Genomic DNA, 17,530 nt, shown 5'->3' on the forward strand with positions numbered 1-17,530 from the left:
CGTTAGATTCCATCATACCAGCCACACTCCGAATATGGAAGATTATAATAAAGTCATAGAGTCGCTCGGCGTGCGCTACATCAAAGCCAAGAACTTGGTGTTGCAGCAGCCTTTCACGGTGCGCAACTATTATGATGTTGGCAACAACCTCATTCTGTTGCACAAAGGTCGTATCTCCTTTGGTGAAGAAGAGCAAGTGGTAGAGGAAGGAGAGATGCTGTTTATCCCAGGTGGTCGTGCTACCAAAGTAAGTTATGGCAATATCAGTAATAAGAGTATTACCAACGACGATCTAATTAGCAACAAGGATAAATTCTTTCATTCCAATACCGACCTCGATCTGATTGGCGACGCTGAAGAAAGCCATAGCCACGTAAGCTTCGAAGCCAAAGTATTTGATTCCGTCAACTTCTTCGCGTCGCTCGACGTGCCAGCCTTTCTAATCACTGGTAATTCGAAGCTCGCCAACCTCGTTATTAAAGTAGTGGAAGAGAGCTTGCAGGACCTACCTGGTCGCGAGCGTCTGATTACCATCTACACCGAAAATATAGTGGTAGAAATTGTGCGCTACATCTTGAAGAACAAGATGTTTGTAGAGCAGTTGGCTACCAACAGCACGTATTTCAAAGACCCGCGCCTCATCGATCTGTTCAACTACATCAAGGAGAACATCGGCGGCGACTTGTCAAACAAAGTGCTTTCGAGCGTTGCTAACGTATCGGAAGATTATGTGGGTCAGTATTTCAAAATGCTCACCGGCATCAACCCGCAGGACTATATCGAATACCAGCGTATGGAGCGCGCCGTATTCTTGCTGCGCACGACCAAAAAGAGTATTCGCGACATCGGCAAAGAGGTAGGTTATAAAGACACGGCATATTTCTGCCGCCGTTTCAAGATGATGTTCGGTATTCCGGCTGGCAAGATGCGCCGTCGCGAATCAGCCATGAACATCTAGCTAGTATCATCTAATCCACGGATTCCGCAGATTAGATCGGTTGAAGAAGCTATTACGATGCAAAAGCAAAGAGGCGGCCCAAGAGGGCTGCCTCTTTGCTTTTATAGCCTGTACACTTTTCCTTTCGGATGTATTGGAAGCCAGAACAACCATCCACAAAATCCGTGGAATCCGAAAAATCCGACCGAATCCGTGGTTCAGACGGCCTTGAGGACTGTATTGAACATCCGGACCACTTTCGATACCTCACCTAAGAATTCCGGTGTTTTTTCAATTTGGTTGCCAATTACAATAACATCGGCACCAGCGGCTAGGGCCGCTTGTGCTTTCTGAACGGTATTGATGCCACCCCCAACGAATAGCGGCACTTCCACCGCCTGCCGAACTGCTCGGATCATGGCCGGTGACACGGGATACATAGCTCCACTACCACCATCGAGGTATATCAGGCGCAGACCTAGCTGCTCGCCGGCCATAGCCGTACAAGCTGCAATAGTAGGCTTGTCGTGGGGGAGGGGAGTAGTATTGCTCATGTAGCTAGCCGTCGTTTGCCGGCCCGTATCGATTAGCATGTAGCCAGTGGGCAGAATCTGGAGGTTACTGGCCCGGAGCAAAGGCGCGGCAATAACGTGCTGACCAATAAGAAAATCAGGGTTGCGGCCCGAAATCAACGACAGCAGTAAAATACCATCGGCCTGCGTATCGAGGTGTAGGCTGTGGCTTGGAAACAATAGTACCGGTACGGAGCTGCGACTTTTGATAAAACGAATGAGCGACGCTTGGTGAGTACTCATCACCAAGCTGCCGCCCATTAGGAAATAATCAACAGGATGTTCTTCGCTCAACTCCAGCAAGTGCCGGCAGCCTGCTTCATCCAGATGGTCAGGATCAAGCAGTACCGCTAACGATTTTTGGCCGTGCGTCCGGCGTTTGCTGAGGGCTTCATGAAGATTGGTGAGGCGCATCCGCGTCGTCGTGGAAGGTAAATTCGATATCTGTGGTCTCAGGCTCTGCGGTAGCATGCGGGGCCGAAGACGCAAGGTCGGAATTTTTAAGTATTGGTAGGTAATCTCCCACTTTCTGTGCCACGTATGCCATCAGCACGGCCGTCACTTGGGCCATCAGCATCTTGCCCGTGTCCGATTGCAGAAAAGCGCTGAATGTAGAAGCTAGAAAGGAAGGAGAATCATCCTCAGGGGCTGCACTCGAATAGCTTTTCTGGTTGAAGGACGACGTCGGAAGCCGTCGGGCGTCGTCGTAAGGGAGGGGCGGGAAAGGGTCGGCATCAGTATGATACACGTCGGGCGCAATGTGAGCCCGCTCGTGCCCTCTCCCGGAGTAGCCGCGGTATGCGCTGTTGTTAGCACCAAAGCCAAAATCGTCGGAGAGAGAAGTATCGGCCTCCGTAGAATGACGAATAGGGCGGTTACGCTTCGACTTTTCTTTCAAGCGGTGAATAGTCGACTCTTCGTCTTTGTGCTTCAGGGATTTTTTGCCGCCAAAAGCTTTCGCCAGCAGCCAAATTCCTCCAATGACACCCGCTCCAATCAGCGCCTTTTTGCCAATTTCCTGTGTTTTCTCTTTAATGTGATCAACATCGCCGAGTAAGGCACGCTCATACTCTAGCTTCTGGCGCTCCAGAAACTCTTTCTGATCTTCAAACAATGGATTCGTTAGCTCTGCCATACGTTGTATTACGCTTGCCGCTTATCAGATTTGTAGATGGTATTGTCCAGGAGCTTGTCAGCTAAACCTTGGAAAACTTTCTTGTCCACGCCCACTAGGAAGACAATTAGCAGTACTAGGTAGAAGCCTGCTACGATTCCGAAGCCCCAAAAGGTGCTATCCAAAGCGGCATTAAGTGCTAGGCCAGCAAAGATGCTCAGGAAAATGAGGAACATCAATCCGATGAGGGCCATGGCAACACCGTGCACCGTGCCAACAAAGGCCGTTTTTACCTTTTCCTGGGCCTCGAGGCGCACCAAGTCGATGCGGGTATCTAGGTAGCCCATTAGGTTACCCATCAAGCTGTCGTTGCGGGGCGTTTTAGAAGCGTCGTCGTTAGCCATACGGCGTAGGGGAGAGAAAAGCCAGAAATAATGTTACAAGTCTGGACACCAAAGGAACATTGCGTTGTTCATTTTCGGGTCGCCCCTTGCATACGGAAAAAGCGACATTATGTCTGAAAAATGAGTTACTTTTACCTTGTACAGCCGTATTGTGAGCCAGAATCATTATCAGGTGTTGGGAGTAGCTGTTACTGCTACACCTCGCGAAATTAAGCTAGCCTATAAGCGTTTGGCCGTGCGGTATCATCCGGACAAGCACGGCGGCAGCACGCAGTTTGAGGAAGACTTTAAGCGGGTAAGCGTTGCTTATCAGGTGCTAGGTGACCCAGCTCGGCGTGCTGTGTATGATTATCAGCTGCAAGTAGTAGCTCGTCGGGCGGAGGAAGCTCGTCGCCAACAGCAATTTAGGTCGCAAGGCCAACACGTGTATGGGGTGCCAATGCCGCCACCCACCCCGTTGCGCACTCGGCGCCCGGCGGGAGCAGCCGAACGCCACTACCGTACCATCTCCCGCGAAAAACCGAAGTTCACGCGCCGTGACTACCTCGTTACTCTAGGCATCTTTGGGCTGCTTATCCTATTTATGCTGTCGGTGAAGGTGACGATGGACCACGTGACGGCAGTAAGTAACTATGAGGATGGGCTTGCTGCTTACGTAAATCGCAGTTGGGGTACGGCGCACGGGTTTTTCACCGAGGCGTTGCACTTCAAGCCAACTTACGCAGAAGCCTTGCAGCGTCGGGGGGAAATTGAACAGCTTGCCTACCAGAATTACCGCGCTGCTCGCACCGACTATCGAGCGGCGCTAGCCAACGCCACGGGGCGTACGGCTGCGCAGTTATGGTACCGGCTTGGCCAATGTCACAATAATTTAAACCAACCTGATTCGGCCGAGTGGTGCCTAGGTCATGCGCTTGCGCTCGACTCGCTGTTGAGTGGCGCCCGCTTGGCCCGGGGCGAAACGCGGCTGTTTGGCCTAAATGACTTCCATGCCGCTATTCAGGATTTCTCAGCGGGCTTGCGGCTGCGTAAGCAACAAGATCGAACCTTGAAGTACCTGACGTATCGGGGGCTAGCTTACTACAAGCTCGGAGATTATGCGGCAGCGCGCAACGACTATCAGCAAGTACTATTGCGGAATCCGCGAAGTGGGCAGGTGTATTTTCTGCTGGGGCGGCTGGCGCAGCAACAGGAAAGCGCTGCCGATGCTTGTGCCTTTTTTCGGCAAGCTGTAAAGCTTGGCTATAGCTATGCCGCCGCTGCGCAGCAACAGACGTGCCCGTAACACAAGCTAGGTAAAGGTTTAATGGCTAGCAGGATAGTTGGAAAAGCAGCTAGCATATGCTTGCGTCTTTCTGCAACTATGTGTGTCTTTAGGGTATGAAGACGGGCCGAAATACGCGGTTGAAACTATACCTAGCAGGTGCACTTCTTATGCTAAGCTGGCTCCTGGAATATTTTATGGGCTAGCTCAGCAGGAGTAGGAAACCTGAGCGCAAACAGGAACTACCTAGGTCTGCTGTTGGGTGAGTACAAAAACAAAAAAGCCTCTAGCTGTGCGCTAGAGGCTTTTGGTGGTAACGGTTGGAATCGAACCAACGACACCAGCATTTTCAGTGCTGTGCTCTACCAACTGAGCTACGTTACCCTTTTCCCTGGCTCATTTGCTTTGGGAGTGGCAAAAGTAGTAAACCAAAACTAACCTGCAACAATCCGGCGAAAAAAATCTTTCTGCCGAAACCCGTGAATTTGTTAGGCATAACGAGTATTTTTCGGCCATTCCCAACTTACTCTTACTTCCGTGACGATCCAAAACCTTATTTTTCTGCTAGTTGCTGTGGCAGGCATTGGCCTGTTTGTGTGGCAGGTGCGCAAGATTCGCGCGAATATTTTGGTCGGGCGCGACCGAGAAATGAGTGGACATGTAGGCGAGCGGCTCAATAAAATGCTCCTCGTCGCCTTTGGCCAGCAGAAAATGTTCAAGCGCATTACCCCGGCGCTGTTGCACATGGTGGTGTACGTGGGCTTTCTGGTTATCAACGTTGAGGTCATCGAGATTCTGATTGACGGCATTTTCGGGACGCACCGTGTTTTACAGTTTCTAGGTCCAGTGTACGACGCGCTGATGGCAACGAACGAGGTGCTAGGGGCGCTGGTGATTATAGCCGTAATAGCCTTCTGGTGGCGCCGCAACCGCACCCAACCTGTGCGTCGCTTTACAGGTCCTGAGCTGCGCGCATGGCCCAAACTCGACGCGAATATCATCCTTTACATCGAGGTAATTCTTATGGTGGCGCTGTTCACTATGAACACGTCCGACCTGAAACTACATCAGCTGCGTGGGGAAGATTTGCCGGGAGCTTTCCCCATTAGCTCGCTGCTCACGGGCTTGTTTCCCAGTAATTTGCAAGCACTAGAGGTGTTAGAACGCGTGGGGTGGTGGGCACACATTGTAGGCATTTTGTTGTTTCTGAATTACTTACCTTCTTCGAAGCACTTCCACATTATCATTTCCTTCCCCAACGTGTACTACTCTCGGCTCGTGCCGCAGGGGCAGTTCTCGAATGTGGATAGCATTACGCACGAGGTGAAGGCCATGCTGGACCCGAGCTACCAGGTACCCGCCCCAGCCGTCGGGCCCGATGGTTCAGCGGCGGCGCCTACACCCTTCGGCGCCAAAGATGTGGACGACCTAGCTTGGACAAACCTCATGAACGCCTACTCTTGCACGGAATGTGGTCGTTGCACGTCGGTATGCCCAGCCAACATTACAGGTAAGTTGCTGTCGCCGCGTAAGATTATCATGGACACCCGCGACCGGGTAGAAGAGAAGTACAATTCGCCGCTAATCTTCCAGCCCAACCTCTATGGGGCCGAGGCTAAGCACCCCGAGCAAGAACAGCTCGACAAAGCAAACCACACGCTGTTGCGCGGCTACGTGACACCCGAAGAGCTGTGGGCCTGTACTACCTGCAACGCCTGCGTCGAAGCTTGTCCCGTGAATATCAATCCGCTGGAAAGCATCATCGAGATGCGGCGGTTCCTGGTGCTCGAAGAATCGGCTGCGCCAAACTCGCTGAACGTGATGTTCTCCAATATTGAAAACAACGGTGCGCCGTGGGCTTTTTCGCCCTCCGACCGCTTCAACTGGGCCGATGATTTGTTTGTGTCAGAAAAGGAAGCCGTAGCAAAAAGCTAGCTTTACTCTCTCTGCACAGGCGCGACCAGCCAACATAATTCCCACTCCTTCTGACCTTTAGTTTTCTAAAATATTATGGCTGAGCCAACTGCCAAACGTCAAATTACCGTTCCTCTGATGGCCGACCTTGCGACGCGCGGGGAAACGCCGGAAATTCTGTTTTGGGTAGGTTGTGCCGGCGCCTTCGACGACCGTTACAAGCGCGTGACGCGGGCCTTCGTGCGGATTCTGGAGCACGTGGGCGTGAACTATGCCGTGCTCGGGATGGAAGAAACGTGTACCGGTGACCCCGCTAAGCGCGCCGGCAACGAGTTTCTGTTCCAGATGCAGGCTATGCAGAACATTACCACCTTCGATGGCTACGGTATCAAGAAGATCGTGACAGCTTGCCCACACTGCTTCAATACGATCAAAAACGAGTATCCGGCTCTCGGCGGCACCTACGAAGTCATTCATCATAGCACCTTCTTGCAGCAACTCATCAACGAGGGCAAAGTAGGCGTAGCAGGGGGCGGCGAGTTCAAGGGCCGGCGCATCACCTTTCATGATTCGTGCTACCTAGGTCGGGCCAACAACATCTACGAAGCGCCCCGCGAGGTGCTTGCCGTACTAGATGCGGACCTCGTGGAGATGAAGCGCTGCAAAACCAACGGCCTGTGCTGCGGCGCTGGTGGCGCCCAAATGTGGAAGGAGCCCGAGCCCGGCAAAAAGGACGTAAACGTGGAGCGTACGGAAGAAGCGCTAGCCGCCCTCGATGGCAACGTGGCTGCGCTGGATAAGCTCTACGGAGTAGAAAGCGGCAACGAAGGCGCCACGCCCGCCCCAAAGGCCAACGGACAAGATAGCATCATCGCCGTGAGCTGTCCTTTCTGCATGACCATGATGAGCGACGGCGTGAAAAACAAGGAACGCGAGAACAATGTGCAGGTGTTTGACCTCGCCGAATTGATTGCCACAGCTGAAGGATTAAACGCGTAAACAAACCTTGAAATCAAACAAAACAGCCCCGACGGAACTTCCCGTTGGGGCTGTTTATTTTGTAGAAAATAAGTCAGCTGGTTTTGGAGTTATAGAAGTATACATCTTACCCTGAACCGCGAAGCTCTAAGCACCTAGCCTCATGTTCGTTTCTTTCGACCAGCTGCCTGCGCACGCTCGCATCTGGATTTACCAAGCCAACCGCTCGCTCACCAGTGAAGAGCTAGCTTCGGTGGAGCCGGCCCTGCGGCAGTTTGCCGAGGAGTGGACCAGCCACGGCCGCGCTCTGGCCGCTTCGGCTGCTTTTCTGCACCATCAGTTTCTGGTGATCGGGCTCGATGAAGCCCTGGCTGACGCCAGTGGCTGTTCCATTGACTCGTCTGTGCGCTTTGTACGGGCCTTGGAGCAAGCGCTGAATATCACGCTGCTCGAAAAATCGCAGCTAGCTTTCTTGGTAGATGGCGAAGTGCAGTTGGTTGACCGCCGCGAGTTGAAGACAGCGGTGGCCGAAGGTCGCTTGCGACCTGAAACACCGTACTTCGACAATACCATCGCGCAGCACCAGCAGCTCGGGAGGGCATGGCCGGCGCCGGCAGCTTCTACTTGGCTGGCGCGCTACTTTGCAGGGGCATAAATACTTGGCTTCTCGGCCAGAATCCTCCCCAAACTTAGTATACTTGCTAGGCCTAGGGGTGGCAATGGCAGAGAGCTATTCCAACATCAATTCCACTCCATCTACGCATGAGGAATTTTCTAATCATCGGTGTCACGGCTAGCTCGGTGCTGTTGGGCGGCTGCGCCACGACGGACAGCGTTAGCAAAGCTGATAAGCGCTTTGCCCGTGGCGAGTACGAAACCGCCATCACGCTGTATAAAGCCCAGGTAGCCAAGGGGAAAAATGCACCGCTCGCGAACTACCGCATTGGCGAGTCGTACCGACTCTCCAACCGGGTTGAGCAAGCGGAGCCCTTTTATCAGGCTGCGCTGGATGGCAAGCTGAAAAGTGCTGACCTAGGTTTCCGGTACGCCGAGGCGCTAAAAGCCAGCGGTAAGTTTGAAGAAGCGGCCAAGCAGTTTGAAACCTACGCCCAGGCCGGCACGAACCGCACCTTAGCGGCCCGCGCCGAAATGGAAGCCAAGAACGCGCGCTTGAGCCCAGAAGTGGTGGCGATGCGCACCAACAACGAAGTAATGCCGCTCGACCAGCTTAACTCTGAGTCGGCGGACTTCAGCGCCACAATGCTACCCGAAACCAAGGAGCTGGTGTTTGCTTCTGGCCGCGAAGGCAAGAAATACCTAGGCAATGGAGAAGGCTTCAACGACTTGTACGCCATTAAGTTTGACGACGCCGATAAGCTCACTGGCGGCACCGTGCGCAAGCTGGAGCCGCTGTTCAATAGCGCCGATAAGCATGAAGCCAGCGCCACCTATACGCCCGATGGCAAAATGATGGTGTTTGCGCGTTCCAACAACGGGTCGAAGAAGGGCTATTTGAGCGTAGATTTGTGGGCTTCGTACTACAAAAATGGCGCTTGGAGCGAGCCAGAAATTCTACGCGTAGTGAACAGCAGCACTGCCGATGAGTTCTCGCCCGTGTTCTCGCCCGACGGCCAAACGCTCTACTTCGCGTCTTCGCGGAAAGGCGGCCAAGGTGGCACCGATATCTACAAAGCCACTATGGGAGCCAATGGCCGTTTTTCCGCGCCTGAAAACCTAGGAGAGGAGGTCAACACGCCTGGCAACGAGAACTTTCCAGCCGTTGCTCCAGATGGCACACTATACTTTTCCTCCGACGGGCATCCTGGCCTGGGCAAACTCGACATCTTCATGGTGGACAAGGGGAAGGTGAAAAACTTAGGGTCGCCCATCAACAGCAACGGCGACGATTTCGCCCCTTACTTTATGGGCAAAGACATGGGCGTGTTTTCCTCCAACCGCGCTGGTGGCAAGGGCAGTGACGACTTGTATCGCTTCCATAAGAAGCCGCTTAAGCTCGTGGCACTCTTTGTCGATGGCACACTGGTAGAGCGCAACGATAAGACGGGCGCAACTGCTCCTGTTGCCAGCGAGACGGTGACCATCACCGGACGCAACGGGCAGAAGCAAGATGTGACGACCGGCCCCGATGGTAAGTTCACGGCCAAGCTCGACACGGCTGCTACGTACACGCTGCTTGCCGACCGGCCAGGTTATTTCACGGCCCGCAACTCATTGTCGACTGTTGGAAAAGTGCCCAAGCAGGAAGACCTGCCCAATGAGCAGAACGACATTCGCCTGCCCGTGACGCTGACCTTGACGAAGATCGTGAAGAACAAGGCTATCGTGGTGGAGAACATCTTCTACGATTACGACAAAGCCAACATTCGCTCAGATGCCGCAGTGGAGCTGGATAAGCTAGTAGAAACGCTCAACGACAACCCCAACATCACCATCGAACTGAGCTCACACACCGACTCGCGTGGTAAGGATGCTTATAACCAAACGCTGTCGCAGCGCCGCGCCCAATCGGCCGTTGACTATATCATCTCAAAGGGAATTGATAAGAGTCGGATTACGGCGAAAGGCTACGGCGAAACGCAGCCCGTGGTGAAGAATGCCAAAACGGAAGAAGAGTACCAGCGTAACCGTCGCACCGAGTTTAAGGTGACGAAGATTACAGAATAGCTAGGTAGCTGTCCGTCAGTAAAAGCCCTTGCATGGTCTGGCCATAGCAAGGGCTTTTGCTATACTACGGCATAGTCTTTTCACGTTTGTGGAGTGAGCTGACCAAGCCTTGCGCTTAAGGGATTTACCGCGCTTAGTAAGCCACACAAAGCCAAAATGTTAGCTAGTTTTTAAGTATGGCATAATACTTGGTTTTATTGTAACTTGAGCAAGAAGCTTTCCGCTTGTCCGTTTTCGTTACCGCTATGAAAAAAACGCTGTTGTTATGTTTAAGCACCTTGTTGCTGCTGAGCTTTCGCGGAATGGCTGCTCCTGCTACGGTCAACTTCGCCTCCGAGCGGGGCTTGCCCTTTCAGTTGGTGTTCGACGGACGGCCGCTGCTGCGTACTAGCGCCAGCCGGGTGCGCATTGATCGGCTCACGCCAGGGTTCCACTGGGCGGAATTTCGGATTCCAACGGCCTTTGGTGGAGCTGTAAATTATCGGACACGCTTATTCTTGGACCCAGGTTTGGAAACGAGCTTCGTGCTGCTGGCGCGTAGCGGTTATCCGCCGGTGCTACGCAAAGTAGCGGCCGTGCCTATTCGGACGGGTGGGTTCTATCCCCCAAACAGCCCAGGCTACCCCGGGGGAACGTATAATGATCCTGGCTATGGTGCTTCGCCGGACGGGAGCGGCCGCAACGACTCTGGTGTCAACAACGAGGGGGGCTACAGCGGGCCCGCTAACCCAATTCCGGGCCCTAATGGCCCGGACCCCAACTACCCGAATACACCGAACAATTATCCGTCTGCTCCAGCCCCAGCCCCTTACCCTAACAACGGCAGCGGTACTTACTACCAGGCAATGTCGGCCGCTGATGTGGACGGCCTGCTACAATTCTTGCAAAAGAAGTCGTTTGATGACAACAAGTTGCCGGTGATTAAGCAAGCATTGGGTGAATCATTGGTGCAGTCAGCTGACCTAGCTCGCCTTATGCAAACCTTGAGTTTTGAGAGCAACCGCCTCGAGTTAGCGAAATACGCTTACGCCCGGGTAGCTGATCGCCAAAATTTTTACCGCGTGTATGATGCCCTCCAATACACAGCTAGCAGTCGCGAGCTACAAGATTTTGTCAGTCAGCAGCGCGGTCAGTAAGGCAACGCTAACGGCGGCGTAATGAAAAAATAAAAAAGGCTCCTGCACTAAACAGGAGCCTTTTCTGTTGAGTTGTGTTGGTGCTTACCGCAACCGATCCATGGAGCGCACGAGTTGCTCGTCGCGCCGAATGAAGCGGTTAGCAAGCAAGTTTAGGATCAGCGCTAGGGTGGGAAGGTAAAAACCCGCCTCAAAGGTCCCAATTAGCTTGATATTAAGCATCTGTTCGCCCACTCCCGAGTAATAATAGCTTGCTCCAATAGTGGCCGCAATTAGTACTAAGTTGACCAAACCAAGCTTAAGCTGCGTGAAACGACTGCGGTACTGGAAGATCTCGAACAGCGCCACCGCTGCCGAGAGCGCCGCTAGTGCCGCAATAGGCCACGTATTTACGGCAGCGGGAGTTTGGGAAGCTGGGTTCACGAAAGCTAGCTTCGTGGCGTGCAGCACGAGTTCTTGGCCGGTAAGAGCATCGGTCTTACTCCAAATCGGCACGAAAATTACGCTGGCCATGGCGATTGCCAGCAACAGTAAAAATACGCTTTGGATTCTTTGTATCATCTTTGTGCTTTGTCGGTTCAAATGCCTGCGCTAGCCTAGCTAGGGCGGCAAAAGTAGCCAACAACAACCGGAAAAACCGCATTTCAATTCGATGTCAACTGCTTATATTGTAGACGCTGTCCGTACGCCCATTGGTAAATTTGGGGGTGCACTGAGCAGCGTCCGTCCTGATGATATGGCCGCCCACGTGCTGCGCGAACTGCTGCGCCGCAATCCTACCCTGGACAAGGCCGCCATAGAAGATGTAATTATGGGTGCCGCCAACCAAGCTGGCGAAGACAACCGCAACGTAGCGCGCATGGCTGCGCTGCTGGCTGGCCTGCCGATTACCGTGCCGGGTGTGACCATCAACCGCCTGTGTGGCTCGGGCCTGCAAAGCATCATGGATGCAGCGCGCGCCATTAAGAGCGGCGAAGGCGAGGCCTACCTAGCTGGCGGTTCAGAAAGTATGACGCGGGCGCCTTTTGTGATGGCGAAGTCGGCCACGGCCTTCGCGCGTGACTTCACGGCCCACGATACCACGCTCGGCTGGCGCTTCGTCAACCCCAAGCTGGCGAAGATGCATTACCCCTACGCCATGGGCGAAACGGCCGAAAATGTAGCGCGTAAGTTTAATATCAGCCGCGAAGAGCAAGATCAATTTGCTTTCGACTCGCAGCGCAAATACCACAAGGCAGCCGAAAAAGGACGTTTCCGCAAGGAGATTGTGCCCGTGTTTATTCCAAATCCTAAAGGAGACACTGCCCTGTTCGACACCGATGAACCACCACGTTTGTCGTCGCTGGAAAAGCTAGGTTCACTACGGCCGGCTTTTGACCTGCAGAACGGCAGCGTCACGGCGGGCAACTCTGCCGGTATCAACGACGGCGCGGCGGCGGCACTGGTGGTAAGCGAAGAAGGCCTGAAGCGCTTCGACCTCAAACCGATGGCGCGCGTAGTGGCTTCGGCGGTGGTTGGCGTTGATCCTGCCTATATGGGCCTAGGTCCAATTCCGGCTACCCAGAAGGTGTTGCAGCGTGCGGGTCTTACCATTGAAGATATGGACCTGATCGAGCTAAACGAAGCCTTTGCAGTACAGAGCATCGTGTGCATGCGCGAGCTAGGGTTGAACCCGGAGAAGGTAAACGTCAATGGCGGCTCTATTGCCATTGGGCACCCCCTAGGTAGCTCCGGGGCGCGTATCACGGCTACTTTGCTGCACGAAATGCAGCGCCGCGAAAGTGTACGCTACGGCCTAGCCACCATGTGCGTAGGCGTAGGACAAGGCGTAGCCGTGATTTACGAGAAGGTCTAACTCCGCTTTAACCCTAGGTTATGCCCGAATCGAGGCGGCGTCCGACCCTTGTTTTACCGGTGGCCGGAGTGCGCCTACGACCGTGGCAACTTGCCGATGCGCCAGCGCTAGTAGCTTGTGCCAATGATGAAAGTGTCGCGCAGAATCTGCGCGACACTTTCCCGCATCCGTACCTGCCGGAGGATGCGCGGTGGTATTTAGAAACGGTGGCCACTGCTCACGCTCCTGATATTCACTTAGCTATTGAGGTGGCAGGTTCGGCGGGCGGTGGCATCAGCGTCATCTTCAAGGAGGACGTGGACCGTCGCAGTGCCGAAATCGGCTATTGGCTAGGGCGGCCTCACTGGGGACGTGGCATCATGACGGCGGCAGTCGAAGCGTTGACGAAATATACCTTCGTAGAGTTCAATATATGCCGGCTCTACGCAGGCGTTTTTGCCCACAATACGGCTTCAGCGCGGGTGCTAGAGAAATGTGGGTATGAATTGGAGGGCAGATTGCGCAAAAGCATCACCAAAAACGGCCAGACAACGGATAGCCTTCTCTATGCAATTGTCAATGAACAATGAGCAGTACGTAGGGAGAGCAGTAACCAGTAGCTTCTGCAAGGCTCATTGCGCACTGTTAGTTGATCATCGATAAGTTCTTTCATGCGTTATTTCTTACACCTCGCGTACGACGGCACCAACTACCACGGGTGGCAAGTGCAGCCCGGGGTTATTACGGTACAGCAGGAAGTCAACCGTTGTTTGTCGCAGGTGCTGCGCCAACCGATCAGCACGCTAGGAAGTGGCCGCACCGATACGGGCGTGCACGCGAGCCATCAGGTGGCGCACTTCAGCGCCGACATTGCCGAAGTATTGGACCTAGCTACGGTGCTCTACCGCCTGAACCGTGCGCTACCTCCCGACATTGCGGGGCTAGCGTTGCATCCAGTGCCCGATAACGCCAACGCCCGCTTCGATGCCAACGCCCGCACCTACGAGTATTACGTGCGCTTGACACCTAATCCATTTCGGGTGGCACATAGCCTCTACCTCGATCGGGCGCTGGATGTAGCCGCCATGAATGAAGCAGCGGCATTGCTGCTTGGCTCACGTGATTTCACCAGCTTCTCAAAAGTAAAAGGAGCCGAAACCCACTACGTCTGCGTGTGCTACGAAGCGGAGTGGCACCCAACGCCCGGCGGTTTGGTATTTCGTATTCGAGCCAATCGCTTTGTGCGGGGTATGGTACGGTTGGTAGTCGGAACGCTGCTGAGTGTGGGGCGGGGCAAGCTGACGGCCGCCGCTTTCGGGGAGATCTTCGCTGCTCAGAGCCGGATAGCTGCCAGTGGCGCTGCGCCAGCGACGGGTCTCTTTTTAAGTCGGGTTGAATATCCGTCGGAGTTAGTGCCGGCTGAACTGATACCCAAGGCAATGCCGTACCTTGCGGTCTAGCTTGAGAGCAGTTGGGCTCACCAACTCGCCCATTCTACCTACTCGTGTTGCAACCTTGTGCTAGCTAGGCTAGTTACTTCTTTATTGTACTGTATTCTTTGTATCTCGCCTCGTGGAGCAAGCAACCACCGCTACTAAAACCGGTAATATTTTCGACTGGCAGGTGCTGAGCCGTTTGGTCGGGTATGTGAAGCCTTACCGGGGCACCTTTTACTTTCTAATTTTCCTGACGGTAGCCACGGCTGTGCTCGGCACTATTCGCCCGTTCCTGATTCAGCGCATGGTTGACGTGAGCATTGAGCAAGGCGACATGATCGGCCTGAACAAGATGTTCGTCCTGCTGATGGTCTTGCTGGTGGCAAATACCATCGTGAGCTACCTCCAGACCTACTACGGCGGGTGGCTAGGGCAATATATTGTGCGCGATATTCGGGTGAATCTCTACCAGCACATCCTAAACCTGCGGCTAAAATTCTTCGACCGTACGCCCATTGGTGTGCTGGTAACGCGCAATATCTCCGACGTTGAAACGCTTTCGGATGTATTCAGCGAAGGCTTAGCCGCCATGATTGGCGACATCCTCCAACTGGTGTTCATCATGGCTTTTATGTTCTACATCGATTGGCGCCTGACGCTGGTAAGCCTGTCGGTGATTCCGCCGTTGATCTTCAGTACGTATGTGTTCAAGGAGAAAGTAAAAACTTCATTTCAGGAAGTTCGCACGGCTGTAGCTAGCCTCAATGCCTTTGTGCAGGAGCACCTCACGGGCATGAACGTAGTGCAGATCTTCAATAACGAAGAACGCGAATACAGCAAATTCAAGGTGATCAACCAGGAGCACACCCGCGCCAACATTCGTTCGGTGCTGTATTACTCTGTGTATTACCCCGTGGCGGAGGTGCTAGGTGCCATTGGTATTGGCTTGCTGGTGTGGTACGCGGCGCAAGGACAAATCGAAGGCACCATTTCCAAAGGTGCCCTGATCGCCTTCATCATGTACAACGGCCTGTTCTTTCGCCCCATCCGGCAGATAGCCGACCGTTTCAATACGCTCCAGCTAGGTCTGGTTAGTACCGAACGTCTCTTGCGTCTGCTCGATAGCAAGGAGCTTATTGCCGATAATGGCACCTATGCGCCCGCCGACATTCGCGGCGATGTAAAATTTGACCACGTCTGGTTTGCGTACAACGACGAGGAGTATGTGCTCAAAGACATCAGCTTCGAAGCTAATACCGGCCAGACTGTCGCTTTTGTAGGTGCCACCGGGGCGGGCAAAACCAGCATCATTAACTTGCTCAGCCGCTTCTACGAGATCAACAAAGGCACCATCACGGTCGATGGCCACGACTTGCGCGACTACGACCTGAAGGAGCTGCGCCGCCACATTGGTATCGTGTTACAAGATGTGTTCCTCTTCGCCGGTACCATCGCCGACAACATCACCCTAGGTAGCAAGGATATCACGGAGGCGCAGATCTGGGAAGCTGCTGAGCTAGTCGGGGCGAAGCGCTTTATCGAGCGTCTGCCTGGTGGTTTGCAGTACCAAGTGATGGAGCGTGGCGCTACGCTCTCAGTAGGACAGCGTCAGCTTATCTCTTTTGTACGGGCCATGGTGTACCAACCGCGCATCATTATCCTCGACGAAGCTACATCGTCAGTCGACTCCGAGACGGAAGAACTGATTCAAGAAGCTATTGAGAAGCTGATGGAGGGCCGCACGTCGCTGGTCATTGCTCACCGCCTCAGCACCATCCAGAAGGCCGACCGCATCATCGTGCTCGACCGGGGCGAAATCAAGGAAAGTGCTACCCACGATGAGCTGCTGCGCCTAGGTGGTTTCTACGCTCAGCTTTACCAGATGCAGTACAAAGACGTGCTCAGCACGCCGATGGAGTAGCGTATTGATCCACATTGATAGGTTAAGATGACACGTTGGATTTTTCTTGCTATTCTATTCCTGACGGCTGCGGGCGTGGTAGTGTATGGCTACCTAGGTGGTTTTCGTAAGCCTGATGTGGCAATAATCACGACGGCTAAACCTGTTTTTCTGATAGGGCAATACTACAATGGCTCGGTGCGCGACGAAGCCTTCGGGCCGTTGTTTCGCCAAGCCCAACAGCTCCGTGCTAGCGGGGCCGTGCGAGGCGAGCTAGCCAACATCTACTACAATGATCCTAGCTTGACGCGCGATACCGTGAAAGCCTTTGTTGGGCTTATCGTTGCTGACACTACCAGCCAAAAAAAGCCCGACGGCTACCGTTACCGGGTGTTTCCCGCCGGACAACGCGTAGTTCAAGCTCGCACAACGACCAGCTACTTATTAGCTCCCAACAAACTCTACCCAGCCATTGAGGAGGTTGTCAAGCAGCAAAAGCTGAAGCTGCGGCAAGTGTACTTGGAGCAATTCGCGGAAGAAGGACCGTCGGAGGTGCTCGCGGTGGTTGAGTAATAGGCGCTAGATAGAATAGAGAAGCCACGCCTTTATCCACGTGGCTTCTCTATTTGCCAAATAATTAACTAGCTTCTGCCTAAGTAGAAGAAAGCACCCATTTGCAAGTAGCGTAAACCAAAATTAGCACCTAAGGATGCATCGACGCGCTTACTGTCATCAGTTTTATCTATAAGGCGATTATATGACAAACCCGGTAAGTATAGCTCTAGTCCAAGTTTGTTTATCGGAAAGAATACAAAGCCAGGTGATACTTGGCCGTAGAAGCCTTCTGAACGTGTGCTGCCACTAGTGCTAGGGGTATAGATGCCTTCGTTTGAAAACGCCGATGTGTAGCTGGAAATATAATTATTGGTATAGCCCCCGCTAAACTGACCATAAAAAGCAGCTTTTTCGCTCACAAATTTGTAGTAGCGTATTATTGGTCCGACATTAATGCTACGTCCTTTTTGTATCTGCTCATAATACTCTCCAGCGAAGGTGTAGTTAGAAGAGAAAATAGGATAATGGGAGTTAGTCTTACTGAAACTGAATCTTGCATCTATACCAATCGCTAGATTCTCTGCTATAAAGCGTCCAACAATAGGACTGATCTCAAATTGCTTGTTTTTAGTCGTGCTACTGTAGCCAGCTTGATTATTATCATTCTTACTAGTCGGCCCCCAATAATTGAGATTGCCTCCCATCATTGTAGTACCAGTCGCGATTTGAGCTTGTGCATTTGTAAAGATGGCGCCTGTCACCAAGGCGCTTAGAAGAAATTTCTCCATGAAAACATTAGAG

At 53.2% G+C, this 17,530-nt stretch carries 17 protein-coding genes and 1 tRNA gene; 12 read left to right on the forward strand and 6 right to left on the reverse strand.

What is annotated here, in order from left to right; genetic code table 11:
• The first annotated feature begins 34 nt into the window (after window positions 1-34).
• A complete protein-coding gene (locus BXP70_RS24910) occupies window positions 35-958 on the forward strand; it encodes a helix-turn-helix domain-containing protein (protein ID WP_086596842.1) in 924 nt (307 codons plus the stop codon).
• Window positions 959-1,155: 197 nt separating this feature from the next.
• Here BXP70_RS24910 and BXP70_RS24915 read toward each other — a convergent pair whose 3' ends face one another.
• The 3 genes from BXP70_RS24915 to BXP70_RS24925 are packed head-to-tail and all read right to left on the reverse strand — an operon-like array spanning window position 1,156 to window position 3,027.
• On the reverse strand, window positions 1,156-1,923 hold the full coding sequence (locus BXP70_RS24915) for a geranylgeranylglyceryl/heptaprenylglyceryl phosphate synthase (protein WP_086596843.1): 768 nt from the start codon (window positions 1,921-1,923) through the stop codon (window positions 1,156-1,158).
• Window positions 1,901-2,644 carry a hypothetical protein gene (locus BXP70_RS24920; RefSeq protein WP_086596844.1) on the reverse strand — a complete coding sequence of 248 codons (744 nt, stop codon included), beginning with the start codon at window positions 2,642-2,644 and terminating at the stop codon, window positions 1,901-1,903. Before BXP70_RS24920 ends, BXP70_RS24915 begins: the two co-directional genes overlap by 23 nt.
• An 8-nt stretch (window positions 2,645-2,652) precedes the next feature.
• Window positions 2,653-3,027 carry a phage holin family protein gene (locus BXP70_RS24925; RefSeq protein ID WP_086596845.1) on the reverse strand — a complete coding sequence of 125 codons (375 nt, stop codon included), beginning with the start codon at window positions 3,025-3,027 and terminating at the stop codon, window positions 2,653-2,655.
• A gap of 151 nt (window positions 3,028-3,178) precedes the next feature.
• Here BXP70_RS24925 and BXP70_RS24930 point away from each other — a divergent pair, with 151 nt between their 5' ends.
• The gene (locus BXP70_RS24930; RefSeq protein ID WP_179197832.1) at window positions 3,179-4,312 is read left to right on the forward strand and encodes a J domain-containing protein; all 1,134 of its coding nucleotides are present in this window, start codon (window positions 3,179-3,181) and stop codon (window positions 4,310-4,312) included.
• Window positions 4,313-4,599: 287 nt separating this feature from the next.
• Here the strand turns inward: BXP70_RS24930 and BXP70_RS24935 are convergent.
• Window positions 4,600-4,675 (reverse strand) — tRNA-Phe (locus tag BXP70_RS24935).
• Window positions 4,676-4,828: 153 nt separating this feature from the next.
• Here BXP70_RS24935 and BXP70_RS24940 point away from each other — a divergent pair.
• The 5 genes from BXP70_RS24940 (at window position 4,829) to BXP70_RS24960 (ending at window position 11,004) form a co-directional block, all read left to right on the forward strand.
• Window positions 4,829-6,226, forward strand: coding sequence for a 4Fe-4S dicluster domain-containing protein (locus tag BXP70_RS24940; RefSeq protein WP_086596847.1), 1,398 nt, complete (start codon window positions 4,829-4,831; stop codon window positions 6,224-6,226).
• 117 nt (window positions 6,227-6,343) lie between these two features.
• Window positions 6,344-7,204 (forward strand): (Fe-S)-binding protein, encoded by an 861-nt coding sequence (locus BXP70_RS24945; protein WP_086596848.1) that lies wholly within the window; start codon window positions 6,344-6,346, stop codon window positions 7,202-7,204.
• Between the two features lie 142 nt (window positions 7,205-7,346).
• On the forward strand, window positions 7,347-7,838 hold the full coding sequence (locus BXP70_RS24950; protein ID WP_086596849.1) for a hypothetical protein: 492 nt from the start codon (window positions 7,347-7,349) through the stop codon (window positions 7,836-7,838).
• Window positions 7,839-7,945: 107 nt separating this feature from the next.
• Window positions 7,946-9,868: an OmpA family protein gene (locus BXP70_RS24955; protein WP_086596850.1), complete on the forward strand. Its 1,923-nt coding sequence runs from the start codon at window positions 7,946-7,948 to the stop codon at window positions 9,866-9,868.
• A gap of 245 nt (window positions 9,869-10,113) precedes the next feature.
• On the forward strand, window positions 10,114-11,004 hold the full coding sequence (locus BXP70_RS24960) for a DUF4476 domain-containing protein (RefSeq protein WP_086596851.1): 891 nt from the start codon (window positions 10,114-10,116) through the stop codon (window positions 11,002-11,004).
• Between the two features lie 84 nt (window positions 11,005-11,088).
• Here the strand turns inward: BXP70_RS24960 and BXP70_RS24965 are convergent, their stop codons facing one another.
• Window positions 11,089-11,565 carry a DUF4293 domain-containing protein gene (locus BXP70_RS24965; protein WP_086596852.1) on the reverse strand — a complete coding sequence of 159 codons (477 nt, stop codon included), beginning with the start codon at window positions 11,563-11,565 and terminating at the stop codon, window positions 11,089-11,091.
• A gap of 91 nt (window positions 11,566-11,656) precedes the next feature.
• Here BXP70_RS24965 and BXP70_RS24970 point away from each other — a divergent pair, with 91 nt between their 5' ends.
• The 5 genes from BXP70_RS24970 to BXP70_RS24990 all read left to right on the forward strand — a co-directional run bounded on the left by BXP70_RS24970 (window position 11,657) and on the right by BXP70_RS24990 (window position 16,747).
• Window positions 11,657-12,859: a thiolase family protein gene (locus BXP70_RS24970; RefSeq protein ID WP_086596853.1), complete on the forward strand. Its 1,203-nt coding sequence runs from the start codon at window positions 11,657-11,659 to the stop codon at window positions 12,857-12,859.
• Between the two features lie 20 nt (window positions 12,860-12,879).
• Entirely contained in the window at window positions 12,880-13,428 is a 549-nt protein-coding gene (locus BXP70_RS24975) for a GNAT family N-acetyltransferase (RefSeq protein WP_086596854.1), read from the forward strand.
• Window positions 13,429-13,509: 81 nt separating this feature from the next.
• On the forward strand, window positions 13,510-14,298 hold the full coding sequence (gene truA, locus BXP70_RS24980; RefSeq protein ID WP_086596855.1) for a tRNA pseudouridine(38-40) synthase TruA: 789 nt from the start codon (window positions 13,510-13,512) through the stop codon (window positions 14,296-14,298).
• A 112-nt stretch (window positions 14,299-14,410) separates the two neighbouring features.
• Complete coding sequence (locus tag BXP70_RS24985; RefSeq protein ID WP_086596856.1) at window positions 14,411-16,195, forward strand: ABC transporter ATP-binding protein; 1,785 nt, start codon at window positions 14,411-14,413, stop codon at window positions 16,193-16,195.
• 27 nt (window positions 16,196-16,222) lie between these two features.
• Complete coding sequence (locus tag BXP70_RS24990; RefSeq protein WP_086596857.1) at window positions 16,223-16,747, forward strand: hypothetical protein; 525 nt, start codon at window positions 16,223-16,225, stop codon at window positions 16,745-16,747.
• A gap of 68 nt (window positions 16,748-16,815) precedes the next feature.
• On the opposite strand, the gene BXP70_RS24995 is transcribed toward BXP70_RS24990, so the two are convergent.
• A complete protein-coding gene (locus tag BXP70_RS24995) occupies window positions 16,816-17,517 on the reverse strand; it encodes a hypothetical protein (protein ID WP_086596858.1) in 702 nt (233 codons plus the stop codon).
• Window positions 17,518-17,530 lie beyond the last annotated feature (13 nt).

This window comes from Hymenobacter crusticola (assembly GCF_002154225.1).
Lineage (GTDB): Bacteria > Bacteroidota > Bacteroidia > Cytophagales > Hymenobacteraceae > Hymenobacter > Hymenobacter crusticola.

What these genes read in the sequence shown, in the direction of transcription:
- BXP70_RS24955 (WP_086596850.1), top strand. Translation starts at nt 7,946, where the DNA reads ATGAGGAATTTTCTAATCATCGGTGTCACGGCTAGCTCGGTGCTGTTG.
- BXP70_RS24950 (WP_086596849.1), top strand. Translation starts at nt 7,347, where the DNA reads ATGTTCGTTTCTTTCGACCAGCTGCCTGCGCACGCTCGCATCTGGATT.
- BXP70_RS24915 (WP_086596843.1), bottom strand. Translation starts at nt 1,923, where the DNA reads ATGCGCCTCACCAATCTTCATGAAGCCCTCAGCAAACGCCGGACGCAC.
- BXP70_RS24960 (WP_086596851.1), top strand. Translation starts at nt 10,114, where the DNA reads ATGAAAAAAACGCTGTTGTTATGTTTAAGCACCTTGTTGCTGCTGAGC.
- BXP70_RS24970 (WP_086596853.1), top strand. Translation starts at nt 11,657, where the DNA reads ATGTCAACTGCTTATATTGTAGACGCTGTCCGTACGCCCATTGGTAAA.
- BXP70_RS24965 (WP_086596852.1), bottom strand. Translation starts at nt 11,565, where the DNA reads ATGATACAAAGAATCCAAAGCGTATTTTTACTGTTGCTGGCAATCGCC.
- BXP70_RS24990 (WP_086596857.1), top strand. Translation starts at nt 16,223, where the DNA reads ATGACACGTTGGATTTTTCTTGCTATTCTATTCCTGACGGCTGCGGGC.
- truA (WP_086596855.1), top strand. Translation starts at nt 13,510, where the DNA reads ATGCGTTATTTCTTACACCTCGCGTACGACGGCACCAACTACCACGGG.
- BXP70_RS24910 (WP_086596842.1), top strand. Translation starts at nt 35, where the DNA reads ATGGAAGATTATAATAAAGTCATAGAGTCGCTCGGCGTGCGCTACATC.
- BXP70_RS24920 (WP_086596844.1), bottom strand. Translation starts at nt 2,644, where the DNA reads ATGGCAGAGCTAACGAATCCATTGTTTGAAGATCAGAAAGAGTTTCTG.
- BXP70_RS24945 (WP_086596848.1), top strand. Translation starts at nt 6,344, where the DNA reads ATGGCCGACCTTGCGACGCGCGGGGAAACGCCGGAAATTCTGTTTTGG.
- BXP70_RS24925 (WP_086596845.1), bottom strand. Translation starts at nt 3,027, where the DNA reads ATGGCTAACGACGACGCTTCTAAAACGCCCCGCAACGACAGCTTGATG.
- BXP70_RS24975 (WP_086596854.1), top strand. Translation starts at nt 12,880, where the DNA reads ATGCCCGAATCGAGGCGGCGTCCGACCCTTGTTTTACCGGTGGCCGGA.
- BXP70_RS24995 (WP_086596858.1), bottom strand. Translation starts at nt 17,517, where the DNA reads ATGGAGAAATTTCTTCTAAGCGCCTTGGTGACAGGCGCCATCTTTACA.